Source organism: Demequina sp. NBRC 110051 (assembly GCF_002090055.1).
Lineage (GTDB): Bacteria > Actinomycetota > Actinomycetes > Actinomycetales > Demequinaceae > Demequina.
The window spans coordinates 20,354-34,943 of the sequence record NZ_BBRH01000012.1; the positions used below are offsets into that span (position 1 = coordinate 20,354).

At 69.2% G+C, this 14,590-nt stretch carries 15 protein-coding genes; 7 read left to right on the forward strand and 8 right to left on the reverse strand.

The window, feature by feature from the left end; genetic code table 11:
• Positions 1-68 precede the first annotated feature (68 nt).
• Positions 69-1,475, forward strand: a complete 1,407-nt coding sequence (locus B7K20_RS06700) for an amidohydrolase family protein (RefSeq protein WP_234985745.1) — start codon at positions 69-71, stop codon at positions 1,473-1,475.
• 6 nt (positions 1,476-1,481) lie between these two features.
• On the opposite strand, the gene B7K20_RS06705 is transcribed toward B7K20_RS06700, so the two are convergent.
• Complete coding sequence (locus B7K20_RS06705) at positions 1,482-2,108, reverse strand: cation transporter (protein ID WP_084101756.1); 627 nt, start codon at positions 2,106-2,108, stop codon at positions 1,482-1,484.
• Positions 2,109-2,160: 52 nt separating this feature from the next.
• Between B7K20_RS06705 and B7K20_RS06710 the strand changes: the two genes are divergently transcribed.
• Complete coding sequence (locus tag B7K20_RS06710; RefSeq protein ID WP_084101757.1) at positions 2,161-2,439, forward strand: hypothetical protein; 279 nt, start codon at positions 2,161-2,163, stop codon at positions 2,437-2,439.
• Positions 2,440-2,509: 70 nt separating this feature from the next.
• The gene (pgi, locus tag B7K20_RS06715) at positions 2,510-4,189 is read left to right on the forward strand and encodes a glucose-6-phosphate isomerase (RefSeq protein WP_234985746.1); all 1,680 of its coding nucleotides are present in this window, start codon (positions 2,510-2,512) and stop codon (positions 4,187-4,189) included.
• Between the two features lie 96 nt (positions 4,190-4,285).
• On the opposite strand, the gene B7K20_RS06720 is transcribed toward pgi, so the two are convergent.
• Together B7K20_RS06720 and B7K20_RS06725 are read right to left on the reverse strand one after the other, a co-directional pair.
• Entirely contained in the window at positions 4,286-5,122 is an 837-nt protein-coding gene (locus B7K20_RS06720; RefSeq protein ID WP_084101759.1) for an aldo/keto reductase, read from the reverse strand.
• Positions 5,123-5,176: 54 nt separating this feature from the next.
• Entirely contained in the window at positions 5,177-5,776 is a 600-nt protein-coding gene (locus tag B7K20_RS06725; RefSeq protein ID WP_084101760.1) for a TetR family transcriptional regulator, read from the reverse strand.
• A 90-nt stretch (positions 5,777-5,866) separates the two neighbouring features.
• On the opposite strand from B7K20_RS06725, the gene B7K20_RS06730 reads away from it, so the two are divergent.
• Positions 5,867-6,763 carry an ABC transporter ATP-binding protein gene (locus B7K20_RS06730; RefSeq protein ID WP_084101761.1) on the forward strand — a complete coding sequence of 299 codons (897 nt, stop codon included), beginning with the start codon at positions 5,867-5,869 and terminating at the stop codon, positions 6,761-6,763.
• Positions 6,760-8,382 carry an ABC transporter permease gene (locus B7K20_RS06735; protein ID WP_084101762.1) on the forward strand — a complete coding sequence of 541 codons (1,623 nt, stop codon included), beginning with the start codon at positions 6,760-6,762 and terminating at the stop codon, positions 8,380-8,382. Before B7K20_RS06730 ends, B7K20_RS06735 begins: the two co-directional genes overlap by 4 nt.
• Positions 8,383-8,428: 46 nt before the next feature.
• On the opposite strand, the gene uraH is transcribed toward B7K20_RS06735, so the two are convergent.
• The gene (uraH, locus tag B7K20_RS06740; protein ID WP_084101763.1) at positions 8,429-8,761 is read right to left on the reverse strand and encodes a hydroxyisourate hydrolase; all 333 of its coding nucleotides are present in this window, start codon (positions 8,759-8,761) and stop codon (positions 8,429-8,431) included.
• Positions 8,758-9,225, reverse strand: coding sequence for a 2-oxo-4-hydroxy-4-carboxy-5-ureidoimidazoline decarboxylase (gene uraD / locus B7K20_RS06745; RefSeq protein WP_084101764.1), 468 nt, complete (start codon positions 9,223-9,225; stop codon positions 8,758-8,760). Before uraD ends, uraH begins: the two co-directional genes overlap by 4 nt.
• Before the next feature lie 23 nt (positions 9,226-9,248).
• Between uraD and B7K20_RS06750 the strand changes: the two genes are divergently transcribed.
• On the forward strand, positions 9,249-9,806 hold the full coding sequence (locus B7K20_RS06750; protein ID WP_084101765.1) for an NTP transferase domain-containing protein: 558 nt from the start codon (positions 9,249-9,251) through the stop codon (positions 9,804-9,806).
• On the opposite strand, the gene B7K20_RS06755 is transcribed toward B7K20_RS06750, so the two are convergent.
• Genes B7K20_RS06755 through B7K20_RS06765 form a run of 3 tightly spaced genes read right to left on the reverse strand, consistent with a single transcriptional unit; the run spans position 9,803 to position 12,466 of the window.
• Positions 9,803-11,224 carry a glycosyltransferase gene (locus tag B7K20_RS06755; protein ID WP_084101766.1) on the reverse strand — a complete coding sequence of 474 codons (1,422 nt, stop codon included), beginning with the start codon at positions 11,222-11,224 and terminating at the stop codon, positions 9,803-9,805. The genes B7K20_RS06750 and B7K20_RS06755 overlap by 4 nt on opposite strands.
• Positions 11,221-12,108 (reverse strand): HEAT repeat domain-containing protein, encoded by an 888-nt coding sequence (locus B7K20_RS06760; RefSeq protein ID WP_084101767.1) that lies wholly within the window; start codon positions 12,106-12,108, stop codon positions 11,221-11,223. The genes B7K20_RS06755 and B7K20_RS06760 overlap by 4 nt, the downstream gene beginning before the upstream one ends.
• Positions 12,101-12,466 carry a response regulator transcription factor gene (locus tag B7K20_RS06765; RefSeq protein WP_084101768.1) on the reverse strand — a complete coding sequence of 122 codons (366 nt, stop codon included), beginning with the start codon at positions 12,464-12,466 and terminating at the stop codon, positions 12,101-12,103. The genes B7K20_RS06760 and B7K20_RS06765 overlap by 8 nt, the downstream gene beginning before the upstream one ends.
• Positions 12,467-12,541: 75 nt before the next feature.
• Between B7K20_RS06765 and B7K20_RS06770 the strand changes: the two genes are divergently transcribed.
• Positions 12,542-14,575: an ATP-binding protein gene (locus B7K20_RS06770; RefSeq protein WP_084101769.1), complete on the forward strand. Its 2,034-nt coding sequence runs from the start codon at positions 12,542-12,544 to the stop codon at positions 14,573-14,575.
• The last annotated feature ends 15 nt before the right edge of the window (positions 14,576-14,590 follow it).

The window sequence follows — 14,590 nt, forward strand, 5'->3', positions numbered from 1 at the left end:
AGAGCAGTCAGCGGGCGATACCGACCCGCCCCTCGGGCGCCGCCCGAGTCCTTGAGGAAGGCCCCGACGTGTCCCCCACCGTCTACCGCGCTCACATCTTCCACATCGCCGGTCACCCGGACCAGGCCGATGTCACGCGTCACCTGGTCTCGCTTCCCGACGGCGCGCTCGTGGTCGACGCGGACGGCACGGTCGCGTGGTGCGGCGACTTCGCGTCGCTTCCCACCCAATGGGCCGATGCGCCCGTCACCCGGGCGGACTACCTCCTCCCGGGTTTTGTCGACAGCCACGTCCACTTCCCGCAGGCCTATGCGACGGCGGCCCACGGCGGCGGGCAGCTGCTTGAGTGGCTCGACCACTGCATCTTCCCCACCGAGGCTCGCTACGCCGACCCCGACTTCGCTGCCCAGGGGGCGCGCTACTTCACCCGGCGGCGCATCGCCGCCGGCACCACGGCCGCCATGGTGTTCGGGTCCGCGTTCCCCGTCGCCCAAGATGCGTTGTACCGCGAGACGCTCGCGGCCGGCCTGCGCGTGGTTTCCGGACGCGGCGTGCAGACCGTGGGACCCGACACCGCGGCCGCGCTCGTGACGAGCGAGTCCGCCGCGATCGAGATGGTCGCCGATGAGATCGACCGTTGGCACGCCGTCGACACTGGCGACGCGCGGACCGCGAAGATCCAGGTGGGCATCGTGCCCCGCTTCTCGCTGTCGGTGACCCCCACCACGCTCGCGGCGATGGGTGAGCTGTACGACTCGGTGCGCGGGCGCGGCGTCTACTTCCACTCGCACCTGAACGAGAACAATCGCAAGGGCGACGGCGAGATCGCTGCCGTGCTCGGTTCCTACGGCGTTAACTCCTACCTCGATACCTACGACGGGCACTTCCTGCCCGGGTCCAAGCATGGCGGTTCCACGCTCCTGGGTCGCCGCTCCACCTTGGCGCACGCCGTGCACTCGCAGGCGGGCGAGCTGGCCCGCATGGCAGAGACCGGGACGTCGATCGCTCATTGCCCCACCTCCCAACTCTTTCTCGGCTCTGGGACGATGCCGTGGCGGGCGACGATTGCCGCTGGAGTCAACGTATCTCTGGGGTCTGACATCGGCGCCGGAGACGAATGGCTCATCTCCCGCGTGGCCGGCGACTGCTACAAGGTCCACATCTCCGAGGAGGGCGACGCTGGCACTGCCCTGCACCCCGCGGAACTACTGTTCGCGGCGACGCTCGCCGGCGCACGCGCGCTCGACATGGAGCACGCGTTCGGCAACTTCGACGAGGGCAAGGACGCCGACTTCCTGCTCATCGACAAGAAGCTGTGGGAGCCGCTCGACGGCATGCTGTCCATGGGCATCCGTTCCGACGACGAGGACGAGGCGACGCTGGAGGAGCTGTTCACCCTGCTCGTGGGCCTGCGCCAGCCCGCCATCAGCGGCGTGTACGTCCAAGGAAAGCGGGCCGTCGCCCCGCGGTTATGACCTCCGCTACTCGGCGCCGCCACCCGCACCCAGTTCGCGTGCCGCGGCGTCCACGCGCTCCGCCTCGCTCAGTTCCCACACCTCGAACGCGGCATGGACGGCGAGACCCGTGATGATGACGCCCAGCACGACGTCCGGCCATCCCGACCCGGTCCACGCGGTGAGGAGCGCCATCGCGATAATCGCCGCGTTGACCAGTACGTCATTGCGCGCGGACAGGAACGCGGCGCGCCCGAGCGAGCCCCCGTGGTGGTGCACGCGTGCGAGCAACCAGGAGCTCACTCCATTGACGACGATCGCGCCCGAGGCCGTCAGCAATACGGGAAGCACATGGGGCACGTCGGGTTCCCACAGCCTGCGCACCACCTGGAACGCTGCGACGAGCGCAGGGATGAGGATGATGCCCGCCATCACCTTGGCCGCAAGCGCACGGCGCGCCAGCGTCATGCCCAGCGCCACCAGGAGCAGCGCATTGACCGCAGTGTCCTCTAGGAAGTCGACACTGTCCGCGAGCAGGGCGACCGACCCCGCCGCGAGCGCCACCGAGAACTCGACAAAGAAATAGCCAAAGTTCAGCGCGGCGACAATGGCGACGGCACGCCGCAAGCGAGCCAAGGATGGGTCTGCGCGCATCCCCTCAGCCTAGGGACCCGCCCGGACTCTCGACCGTGAGAGGATTCCCGCCATGGCAGTGGTGAGCGACCGGGTCCGCGAGCGCGTGATGGAGGACTTCGGCGTTTCCTCTCACCGCGCCTTGAGCGCACTGGAGAAGATCGCGCTGCCCGCCAGCATTGACCCCGAGCGAGTCCATGCGGCCGTCGTCCTCGTCTCGCGCCGGAGCGTCACTCTGTTTGATGACGCCGTCGAACACGCCCACGACGATTGGCGCGACCTGCTGGATCGCGCGGGGCTGGCCGATGGGAACTGGGCCGAGGCGGTCACCAACCGGTTCGGTCCCGCCTAACCCAGCCGCGGCATCGGCCGATCCCAAGGTCCCAGAGACGCGCGCGCCGGACGCGACTAGCCTGGGAGCCGTGAACGCACCCATCGATGCCACGACCACGTCCGCCTGGGCCGAGCTCACGTCCGCCAAGGACTGCTTCGCCCCCGATCTGCGCGCCTGGTTCGCGGCCGACGCCGGCCGCGTGGAGCGCTTCTCCTTCCCGCTGGCCGACCTCCACGTCGACCTGTCGAAGAACCTCGTCACCGACGAGATCCTGGCCAGCCTCGTGAAGCTCGCCGAGGAGACCGGCGTGGCCGAGCGCTACGCCGCGATGCTCGCCGGCGAGCACATCAACACCACCGAGGACCGTGCCGTCCTGCACACAGCGCTGCGCCGCCCCGCCGGCGCCGAGCCCGCGCTCGTGGTCGACGGCCAGCACGTCGACGAGGACGTCCAGGAGGTGCTCGGTCGCCTGAGCGAGTTCGCCGACCGCGTCCGCTCGGGTGAGTGGACCGGCGTCACCGGCAAGCGCGTCGAGACGGTCGTCAACATCGGCATCGGCGGCTCCGACCTGGGCCCCGTCATGGTCTACGAGGCACTCGAGCCGTACGCCAACGCCGGCATCACCGCGCGCTTTGTGTCCAACATCGACCCCACCGACATGGGCCAGAAGGTCAAGGGCCTCGACCCCGAGACCACCCTGTTCATCGTGGCGTCCAAGACCTTCACCACGCTCGAGACCCTCACCAACGCCCGCATGGCGCGCGACTGGCTGTGGACCACGCTCGCCGAGGCCGGCGTGGACCTCTCCGATGAGGAGAAGAAGGCCGATGCCGTGGCGCACCACTTCGTCGCCGTCTCCACCGCGCTGGACAAGGTCGCCGACTTTGGCATCGACCCCACCAACGCGTTCGGCTTCTGGGACTGGGTGGGTGGCCGCTACTCGGTGGACTCGGCCATCGGCCTGTCGCTCGCGATCGCGCTCGGGCCGGACGTCTTCGGCGAGTTGCTCGAGGGCTTCCATGCGGTGGACCGCCACGTCGCGGAGACGCCGCTGGCCCAGAACGTGCCCGTCCTCATGGGCCTGCTCAACGTCTGGTACGTCAACTTCCTGGGCGCGCAGTCGCACGCCGTGCTGCCGTACGCGCAGCAGCTGCACCGCTTCCCCGCGTACCTGCAGCAGCTCACCATGGAGTCCAACGGCAAGTCCGTGCGCTGGGACGGCACCCCCGTCACTACCGAGACCGGCGAGATCTTCTGGGGCGAGCCCGGCACCAACGGTCAGCACGCCTTCTACCAGCTGATCCACCAGGGCACCAAGCTGATCCCTGCCGACTTCATCTCGGTCGTGAACCCCGCCTACCCGCTCACCGACGGCGACCAGGACGTGCACAGCCTTTTCCTCGCGAACTTCCTCGCGCAGACCAAGGCTCTCGCCTTCGGCAAGACCGCCGAGGAGGTCGAGGCGGAGGGCACCACGGGCCCGCTCGTCGCGGCGCGCACCTTCGCGGGCAACAAGCCGACCACGTCGATCTTCGCTCCCTCGCTCACCCCCGCGGTGCTGGGTCAGCTGATCGCGCTGTACGAGCACATCACGTTTGTGCAGGGCGTGATCTGGGGCATCAACTCCTTCGACCAGTGGGGCGTGGAGCTGGGCAAGAAGCTTGCGCTCGAGATCGCGCCTGCGATTGAGGGCGACGACGCGGCGCTCGAGGCGCAGGACGCTTCGACGCAGGCGCTCATCGCGTACTACCGGGCCAACCGGAAGTAGCCACACTCGACCAACGCTCAGCGCCCCATAGGACGCACCGATCGCTTCAAAGCGACGGTGGTTGTCCCATGGGGCGCTGTGGCGTGGAAGTGAGGCTCAGACCATGTCGAAGGTGTCAGGGTCGGGGCCCTGACGGCCCGCGGCGCCCTGGTCGAGAACGTCGATGCGCTCCATCTGCTCCGGCGTCAGCGAGAAGTCGAAGATCGCGAAGTTCTCCTCCATGCGCTCGCGCTTCATCGACTTGGGGAAGATGATGTCGCCGCGCTCCAGGTGCCAGCGCAGGATGACCTGTGAGGGCGCGCGACCGGTCTCCGCCGCAATCTGGGCGACCGTCGCGTCGTCGAGCACCGCACCCTGGCCCAGCGGTCCCCAGGCCTCGACCGCGACGGCGTGGTCGTGGGACGCCTGGCGCGCGGCCTCGTTACGGAAGTACGGGTGCACCTCGATCTGGTTGACCACGGGCGCCTCGCCCGTGGCGTCGACGATCTGCTGGAGGTGGTCGGGCTGGAAGTTCGAGACACCGGCCGAGGTGAGTCGACCATCCTCCTTGAGCTCTAGCATCGCCTTCCACGTCGACACGAAGTCGCCGTCATACCTCGTCGGCAGCGGCCAGTGGATGAGGAACAGGTCGAGCCTGTCCACCCGCAGCTTCTCGAGGGTCTCCTCGAAGGAGCGGATCACGTCGTCGCGGCGGTGGAAGCCGTTGTGAAGCTTGGAGGTGAGGTAGATCTCGTCGCGCGAGATGCCGGAGGCGGCGACGGCCTCGCCCACCTCGGCCTCGTTCTTGTAGCCCTGCGCGGTGTCGATGTGGCGATATCCCACCTCGAGCGCGGCGCCCACCGTGGCGGCGGTCTCTTCGGGAGGCACCAGGTAGGTGCCGAATCCCAGTTGGGGAATGGTGGTGCCGTCATTGAGTTTCACTGAATCAACCATGGTGAGGGCAACCTACCGGCGTCCGTGTTCATTCCGGGCGGCCGATGCGTCAGTTCAGACCCGGTCGAGGTATCCGTCGAGCACGGGGCCGAGTTCGTCGAGCAGCACCTCGCGCGGGATCGACACCATGTAGGGCACCCGCACCACAAAGCGCGTGAGCGCCACGCCCAGCATGTGGGAGCCCACGAGGGCCAGCCCCGTGTCGTCCGGCGCCCCGGCGAACTCCCTGTCCATCACTCCCCCGCCCATCACCTGGCGGAGGGCCGCGGGCACGGAAGACCCCGCCACGCTCGAGCGCACCAACGCCATCAGGATGGGGCCGGTCTCGTCGTCCTCCCACAGCCCCAGATACGCGTCGGCAAGGCGGCGACCGCGCCCAGGCGATGCGTCGGCGAGCACCGACGCGAGCCTTCCCACCAGCGGCGTGCGGTCCGCCACCGTCGCCGCGACGAGCCCTTCCTTGTCGCCAAACCAGTGACGGATCATGCCGGGGTCCGTACCCGCCGCCGTGGCAATGGCGCGCATGGACGCGCGCTCGAAGCCCCGCTCGGCGAAGAGACCCGCCGCGGCGTCCAGGATCGCCTCGCGCGTGGTCTCGTCGCCCGGGCGACGGCCGCGCCCGGCGCCACGCGCGGGCCGATCGGGAGCATCCATGCCCGCATCGTAGCCATTCCAGTTGCACAATTCCACACTTGTGGAGTTCACTGGGATCACGACGTCATCCCGACGAGAAGAGGCCACCGCATGTCCGAGTCCACACCCGTCATCGACGTTACGGGGCTGACCAAGTCCTTCGGCAAGTTCCGCGCCCTGAACGGCCTGGACCTCACGGTCACCAGGGGCGAGGTCCACGGCTTCCTGGGACCCAATGGCGCGGGTAAGTCCACGACCATCCGGGTGCTGCTGGGCCTCCTCAAGGCCGACGAGGGCCAGGTCAGCCTGCTGGGCGGCGACCCCTGGAAGGACGTCGTCGCCCTCCACCGACGCCTCGCCTACGTCCCCGGCGACGTGTCCCTGTGGCCGGGCATGACGGGAGGCGAGGCGATCGACCTACTCGGGGCCCTCCGCGGCAGTCTCGACGAGGCGCGCCGTCAGGAGCTCGTGGAACGCTTCGAACTCGACACCACCAAGCGCGGTCGCCAATACTCGAAGGGCAATAAGCAGAAGGTGGCCCTCGTCGCCGCACTCGCGTCCGATGCCGAACTGCTAATCCTCGACGAGCCCACCTCGGGCCTCGACCCCCTCATGGAGCAGGTGTTCCAGGACACCATCCAGGAGGCCAAGGACCGCGGCGTCACCGTGCTGCTCAGCAGCCACATCATGTCCGAGGTCGAGACGCTGACCGACCGGATCAGCATCATCCGCGAGGGCAGCATCGTCCGCACGGGCACGCTGGACGACCTGCGCACCGACACCCGCTCGACCATCACCGCGACGCTCGCGCGGACCCCCGATGCCGCCCTCCTCGCGGCCCTCGACGACGTCACCCTCAGCGGCCACGACCTCACCGCGACCGTCGAGCCCTCCCAGGTGGGCGACGCGATGGCGCTCCTGACCCAATACGGCCTGAGCGATCTCGCTGTCCAACCCGCGAGCCTCGAGAAGCTGTTCCTCGAGCTGTACGACCAGGCGACGCGATGACCGCCCAGCCGGCCACGACATCGGCCGGTCCGAAGGCCACCGGCACCCGGCTGCTGCTGCGTACGTCGCTGCACCATGACGGGCGCCGCATGGCGCCGTGGCTCGCGCTCGTCACGCTGCTGTCCGTGTCCTCGGTGCTGGTCTACCCCTGGGTCTTCCCCGACCAGGAGGACCGTGAGGCACTGCAGCAGGCAATCGACGCCAACCCCGCGGTGGGCCTCATCTTCGGGCCCGCGAACGACCTGCTCACCACCGACGGCTTCAACGCGTGGCGCACCCTCGCGCTCGGCGGGTTCCTCGCCGCGATGGGCGCCATCTTCACCGTGGTGCGCGCCACGCGCGGCCAGGAGGACTCGGGGCAGGCAGAGCTGCTCGCCTCGGGCGTCATGGGACGCTCCACAAGGTTGCTGACGGGCGTCGCCATGGCGCTGATCGGCGCGCTCGCCACCGGAATCATCGCGGGCGCGCTCACCATCGTGTGCGGCGGCGGCACCGAGAACTCCCTGCTGCTGGCCTGCACGTGGACGGTGACGGGCTGGATGTTCACCGGGATCGCTGCCGTGGCCGCGCAGATCGGCGCCGACGCGCGCACCTCGACCGCCATCTCCGTCGGGACGCTCGGCACGCTGTTCATCCTGCGCGGCTTCGTCTACTCGGTCGAGGGCCCGGCGTGGGGGATCTGGATCAATCCCCTGGGCTGGATGCAGGAGACCGCGCCCGCCGGCGACAACCAATGGTGGCCGCTGTCGCTCGGCATCGCGCTGACCGCGGTCCTGCTGGCGGGCGCGTTCGCGCTCGAGGGCGGGCGCGACTTTGGCCAGGGCCTCATCAAGCCGGGACCGGGCCCCGAGCGCGGCCGAGCCCGCGGCCCGTGGGGCTTGGCGTGGCGCCTGGCGAAGGGATCGGCGATCACGTGGACCATCGCGTTCGTGTTGCTCGGCTTCGTGTTCGGCTACTTCGCGACGTCGATCACGGACCTCATCCAGGAGGGCAGCCCGCTGGCGGCGGCGCTCGCCTCGGGTGCCGTCAACCCCGACGATCTGGTGGGCGAGTTCCTCGTCTCCGTGCTCTCGCTCGTATCGATCTTCGCAGCGATCCCGAGCGTCCAGGTGATGCTGCGGGTGCGCAGCGAGGAGATGGAGGACCGCGTCGAACCCATCATGGCCACCGCGACCGCCCGGCCTCGCTATTACGCGGCCAACGTGGTGCTCGCCCTGCTCCTACCCATCCTCTATATGGGGCTCGCGGGCGTGGTGATCGCCGCGCTCGCGTCTGGGGCCGAGTTGGGCGTGGACGTCGGCGAGGTATGGCTGCAGGCCTTCATGATGGTGCCGGCGATCTGGACGATCGTCGCTGTTTCTGTGCTGATCGTGGGCGCGCGGCCCAAGGTGGCGGTCGCGGCGTGGGCCGGCGTCGCCGCCACGTTCGTCATCACCCTTCTGGGACCGTCCTTCAAGTTCCCCGACTGGGCGCTCGGCATCAGCCCGCTGTGGCACGCACCCAATGTCATCGTCGCCGACACCGACTGGACCGGCTTGGGTTGGGTGACGCTGTTCACGCTCGGCTTCGCATTGGTGGGCTTTGCCGGGTTCCGCCGGCGGGACCTGGCGGTGGAGTAGGCCGACAAACCGGGGCCGATGCCGTGGCGGGCCTCCGTAAGGCCGCTCAGCTCCCGCGGTAGGTCGAGTAGGCGAACGGGCTGAGCAACAACGGCACGTGATAGTGATCACCGTCACCCACGGTGAAGGTGATCAACACCTCGGGATAGAACGAGTCGACGTTGAGGCGCGAGAAGTACATGCCGGTGTCGAACCGCACCTGGTAGTCGCCGGGCGCGAGGCGGTCGGGACCCAACTCGCCGATGCGGCCGTCTGCGTTGGTCACGCCCGAGGCGACCGGCTCCCACCCGCCCTCCTCTCGTGCCGAGAGGGTGACGGCGACGCCCGCGGCGGGAGTGCCCGTGACGGCGTCGAGGACGTGCGTGGTCAGGTGGCTCATGCATTCTCCCAGGTGGACTTCAGGCGCAGCGCGGCGATCAGCCGCAACTGCTCGGACGTCTCGTTCAGTTCGGTAAGCGGATCGTTGGCGAGGCGGCGCTCGAGCTCGGCGAGGATCTCCTCGCGCGAGCGCCCGGCGGCGCGGATAAGGAACACCCGCCCAAAGCGCTCCTCGTAGGCGGCGTTGCCAGCCGCGAGACGTGCGGCGAGGGCCGCATCGGGGTCCTGGCTGGCCGCCTGTTCGGAGGCGGAAAATGCCGCCTCGGCGCCCTCACCCGCATGGCGCTCGCCGATGCGAGGGTGGGCCGCGAGCGCCTCGTCGACCTCGGCCTCGGTGAGGTGGGCCGCAGACCTCTCGGAGGCCTCGAGCAGTGCTTCGAGGGTGTCGAACTTCTGTCCGACGATCTCGTCAGCCCACCGGCGAATCCGCAGGCACGACAGCAGTTGGTCACGATTCAAGCTCATCCCGCCATCCTAGGATGGCAAGCATGGATGTCACGGGAGTGGTGCTGGCCGCAGGGGCGGGAACACGGGCCGGAGGGCCCAAGGCTTTGCGCACACGCAAGGACGGCAAGCCCTGGATCGCGATCGCGGTCGAGGCCCTCCGTAGTGCTGGCTGCCGCGAGGTCATCGTGGTGCTCGGGGCTGAGGCCGATGCGGCGGCTGCGCTGGTACCGCGCGGCGCCCTCCCGGTGGTGGCGACCGACTGGGCCCAGGGTCAGTCGGCCTCCCTCAAGGTGGGACTCGCCGCGGCGGCGACCTCGAGCTCCGACGGCGTGCTCCTCACACTCGTGGACTTGCCCGGCCAAAGCGCCGCGGCGGCAGCACGGGTGCTCGCGGCCGTCACCGACGACCCCCGCGGCACCCTCGCCCGCGCGCAGTACGACAGCGCGCCTGGCCACCCGGTCTACCTGGGACGCGACCACTGGGGCGAGATCGGTGAGGCCGTCAGGGGCGACACCGGCGCTCGCGAGTACCTTGACACGCATCTCACGATCGCGGTGGACTGCACCGACGTGGGAGGCGGCGAGGACGTCGACGCTTAGGGCGTCTCGGAGAAGCCTCGCCTGGTCATGACGCCCCATGACGCCTTTTCGCCGCGCAAGGATGCGATGAGGCCGCGCACACGCCACCACAGGTGGAGCGGACGGAACCAGAACGGCTCGAGGACTGCCGCGAGGGCGAGCCCCGCCATATCGGCCAGGCGCCGGTAGCGTCCGAACGCCACGACCTCCACGAGGAGCGCCGCGAGCGACACCGCGATCGACAACAGGAACGACACCGCGACAAACACCACGAAGACCCACGGCGCGATCCATCCGAACGCGATGCCGACGATCGCGGCGGCAAAACCGATCAGTTCGATCACCGGGCCCCACAGCTCGTAGAGCCAGAAGTACGGCATGGTGAGCACGCCCAGACGCCCGTAGCGGGGTCGCCCGATCATGTCGCGGAACTTGCCGAGCAGTTCACCCAAACCGTGGGACCAGCGCCGGCGCTGGCGGGAGATCACTGCGAGGGTAGAGGGGGTTTCTGACCAGCACACGGGCTCGGCGACGAACACCACGCGATAGTCCTGGTGGCGTTCTTGGAGAAGCCGATGCGTCGCGACCACCAGGTCGGCGTCCTCGGCGAGCGAGGCTTCGTCGAGCCCGCCCACCTCCGCCATGACGTCGCGGCGGAACACGCCGAAGGCGCCGGAAATAATCATCAGGCCGTTCGCGGCGGACCATCCAGCGCGCCCCACCAGGAAGGCGCGCATGTATTCGAGCACCTGAGTGCGCTCAAGCATCGTGGACGGGGCCTTCACGTCGACCACGCGTCCGCGCTCCACCGTCGAGCCGTTCGACGGCAGCACCACTCCCCCGGCGGCGACCACCATCGGGTCGTCCACGAAGGGTTGCGCGACGCGCAGCAACGCGTCGGGCTCGAGGATCGAGTCGCCATCGATCATGCACACCAGCGGCTTGGAACAGAGCCGGAACGCGGCGTTGACGGCGTCGGAGCGACGCCCCACCGACTCCTTGCGCAGCAGCACCAGGCCGGGGTGACGACTCGAGCGATAGGTCTCGATGGTGCGACCCACCTGCTCGACCGACTCCTCGACGGTGGGGACGTAGCGTTCCTCGAGGTCGAAGGCGTCGATGAGACGCTGGGCTGTGTTGTCCGTGGAACCGTCGTCGACGACGACGATCTCGAGGCTCGGATACCGCGCCTCGAGAAGCGACTGCACCGACTGAAGAATGCCGGCCTCCTCGTTGTGGGCGGGCACGATGACTGACACCCCCGGCGCGAGGGGATTAGAAAAGGTCAGCGCCTGCGTGTTCTCGTCCTCCCATCGCTGCTCGCGGGCCACGTGTACGGTCGCACCGATGATCACCGAAGCGAAGATGACGTGATGTGTCAGGTAATACAGCGTCAACGCGAGGGTGACGGCTGTGAAGATCCATTCGACCGGACTCATGGTTCAAGCCTCACGTGATGGAGTTCGGCGTAGGCGCCGTGGAGTGACCGTTGGGTCAGCACCGGCAGGTCGTGTTTGCGCAGGCGTTTCTCGATAGGCGTCGCGGAGCGCGGGTCTCCCAGGCGCGCGAGGGACCAGGCGGCTGCATCGGCCACCGCAGGATCGTCGTGGGCGACCGCGTGCTCGAGCGGCACGCGCGCATCCGTCAGGTGCAGAAAGCCCGCAACCTCGGCTGCCATCGCCGCAACCTCGGGGCGATCGGACTGCCACGCGAGCCCCAGGGAGCGGGCCGAGCGAGGCGCGGCATGGACGATCGACATCGCAGCGACTGACACCGGCAGTGGAGCCTCGTCGGACTGCGCGGCGCGCACCAGGAATGGCACGGCGGTGTCAATGCCACACTCGCCGAGGGCACGGGCAGCGGCGGAGCGGACCCGCACGTCCCGGTCACCCAGCAGGTCCAGCAACGGGCGCGTCTCGCGGTCCGCGAGGCACGCGACGAACATCCGGGCCCCGCGGGCGCGTGTGAGGGCCACCTGGCTGTGCATCATCTCCACCGCATGCTGGCGAAAGCCCTCCTGGGTGAGCCACGTCGCGAGCGTCGCGCGGTCAGCGCCGCGCAGCTTTGTCGACAGCCTCGCGGCGGTAGCCGCGAGCGCGTGCCGGCGGGCCCGCCGCCAGGGCGCACGGACGTCGTCCCCCTCCAACACGCGGAAGAGCACCTCGCGGGCCCATGTCGAGCGGCGCTGGTCAGCGGCATCGGCCACCCATCGCAGCACCCGGATCACGAGCACGGCGACGACGAGCACCACCACGAGCACCGCAGAGCCGAGCAGGAGCCAGGCCGCGAGAGATTCTGCGCCAGCGGTGGACAGGTCAGGCATGCAGCAGCCGGGTGACGCGCACCATCAGCTCACGCGTGGAGAAGGGCTTCTGGATGTATTCGTCGACGCCGACCGCGTAGGCGCGCTCAAGGTCCACCTCGAGCGCCTTGGCCGTGAGCATCAGCACGGGGATCGACGCGAGCGTGGGGTCGGTACGCATGGCCTCGCACACCTCGATGCCATTCATACGCGGCATCATCCAATCGAGGATGACCAGATCGGGGGTCGAGGCGACCACGGCGGCAAGTCCCGCCCTGCCATCGGACTCCACCTCGACATCGTGGCCGCCCGCGCGGAGTTTGTGCGCCACCAGCAAGGAGATGTCGGGGTCGTCCTCGATCACGACCACTCGTGCCACGCTCACTCCCTTCGTCACGGCGCGCCGGCCTCTCGCAGGGTCGCCTGGGGTCCACCCTAAACTGTCAGGCACGACATGCTCGGAGGTGAATCGGTGCCCGTCGCTTCGCCCCCGCAGTCGTCACGGCTCGTGCTCATGGTGAGCGGCCTCGTGGCGCTGACCCTTGTGTTGGGTATCGCCGCAGTGGCCCTCGCCACTTACGGAGAATCCACCTCGGCGTGGTGGCCGGCAGCCGGCACCGCCGTGATCGCCGTCCTCCTCGCTCCGCGGCGCACGTGGGCGTGGGTGATCGCCGCGCTGCTGGTTGCCACTGCGGCCTCCAACCTGGTGGCGGGGCGCGACCTGGGCCTGTCCCTGGCATTCGCCGTGACCAACGCCCTCGAGGCGTGGGTCGTCGCGTGGTTGCTCACCCGCCGCGGTGCCGCGCCAAGACTCGCCACCGTGCGCGAGGTCACGACGCTCATCGTGGCCGCCATCGCCGGCGCGGCCGTCGCCGGGGTGGGCGCAGGCAGCGCGGTCGCTCTGATCGAGGGCGAGCCGTGGTGGTCGACGGCGTTCTCCGTGTTTCCGAGCCACCTCTCCGCGGTGCTCACCGTGGTGCCCATCGCGCTTGCGCGCCGCAGCGAGGCGCGCTCCACGGGCTCGGCGCTGCGTTGGATCCAGCCGTGGGCGCTCGGCATCGCGGTCGTGCTGGTGTTCGGCACGCCCGCGCAACTGCCCATCACCTTCGTCCTCTTCCCCATGCTCATGTGGGGCGCGTTTGCCCTGTCGATGCGGGCGCTCGCGATCGAGCTGGTCGTCACCGCCGCTGCGGTCACCACGTTCACGATGCTCGGGACCGGGCCGTTCGCGCTCGAGGACTGGGGCGTCCTTGAGCGCCGCATCGTGGTCCAGGGCTTTCTGTGGACTTTCGTCGCGTCGACGCTGTATGTCTCCGCCGCACGCATCGAACAGCTCACCGCCGTCACGCGCGTGCGCCGGCGAGAAGAGTTGCTGCGCTCGGGAATCCTGGGTGCTCCCATCGGCATGCTGCTGTTGCGAGAGGACGACAACGGCCGCCTGTGGATCATCGAGAGCAATGCGCGAGCCAGGCGGTCGCTGGGCCTCACCGCCGCGACCGGTAGCGGCATGGAGGCCCCGATCGATCTCGCGGCCACCGACGAGGGCACTCAGGCTGTGGTCGAGGCAGTGCACGCGTCGACGGGCTCCGACGACGCCGACGACGGTGACCGCGCTGCGAGCGTCGACGTCAGCGTCGCGGGCCGCATGCTGGAGCTCACGGCCACACGCATGGACCCGGAAGACGAGGACACCCTCGTCATCGTCCAGGTCGGCGATGTCACGGAACAGCGCCAGCACCTCCGGGCCGTGCGCCAGGCGCTGGCTGCAGAAAAGGAGGCCGTGGCGACACTGCGCGCCGCGGACCGCGAGCGCGAGGAGTTCGTCGCGTCGGTCAGCCACGAGCTGCGGACGCCCATCACGAGCATCGTCGGCTTCGTCGAGGTCCTGCTCGACGAGGAAGACGTGAACCCGGTGCAGCGCCGTCATCTCGAAATCGTCGAGCGCAACGCGCGGCGACTGGGCGGGCTCGTGGAAGACATCCTCGCCCTCACGGTTGCTACGACGGCCCGCCGCGCCGCCTGCGACGTGTCACGCCTCGCCGCCGACGCCGTGCAGGACGTGAGCACCGGCGCCGAGCAGCGCCGCGTGTCGATCGTGATGCGCGACAGCCCCGCCACCTTCGTCGTCGGAGTGCGCGCGGACCTCGAGCGCATCCTCATCAACCTCCTCAGCAACGCGGCCAAATTCAGCCCACCCGGCTCGACGGTGCACGTCGCCATCGACCGCCAGGGTGACCCGGTGCGGCTAACGATTACGGACGAGGGGCCAGGCATCCCGGCCGACCAACTTGAGCACGTCTTCGGTCGCTTCCAGCGCGGGACGTTCGCCACCGAGAACCAGGTCCCTGGCGTGGGACTAGGACTCGCCATGGTGCGCGAACTCGCCCACCGCAATGACTTCACCGTCCGGCTCGTCTCCGACGGCGAGCACGGCACCACGGCCGTTGTCGAAATGCCCCGCTCGCCCTCGCCGGACTTCACGACGTAGCCCGCCCCGCAGTAG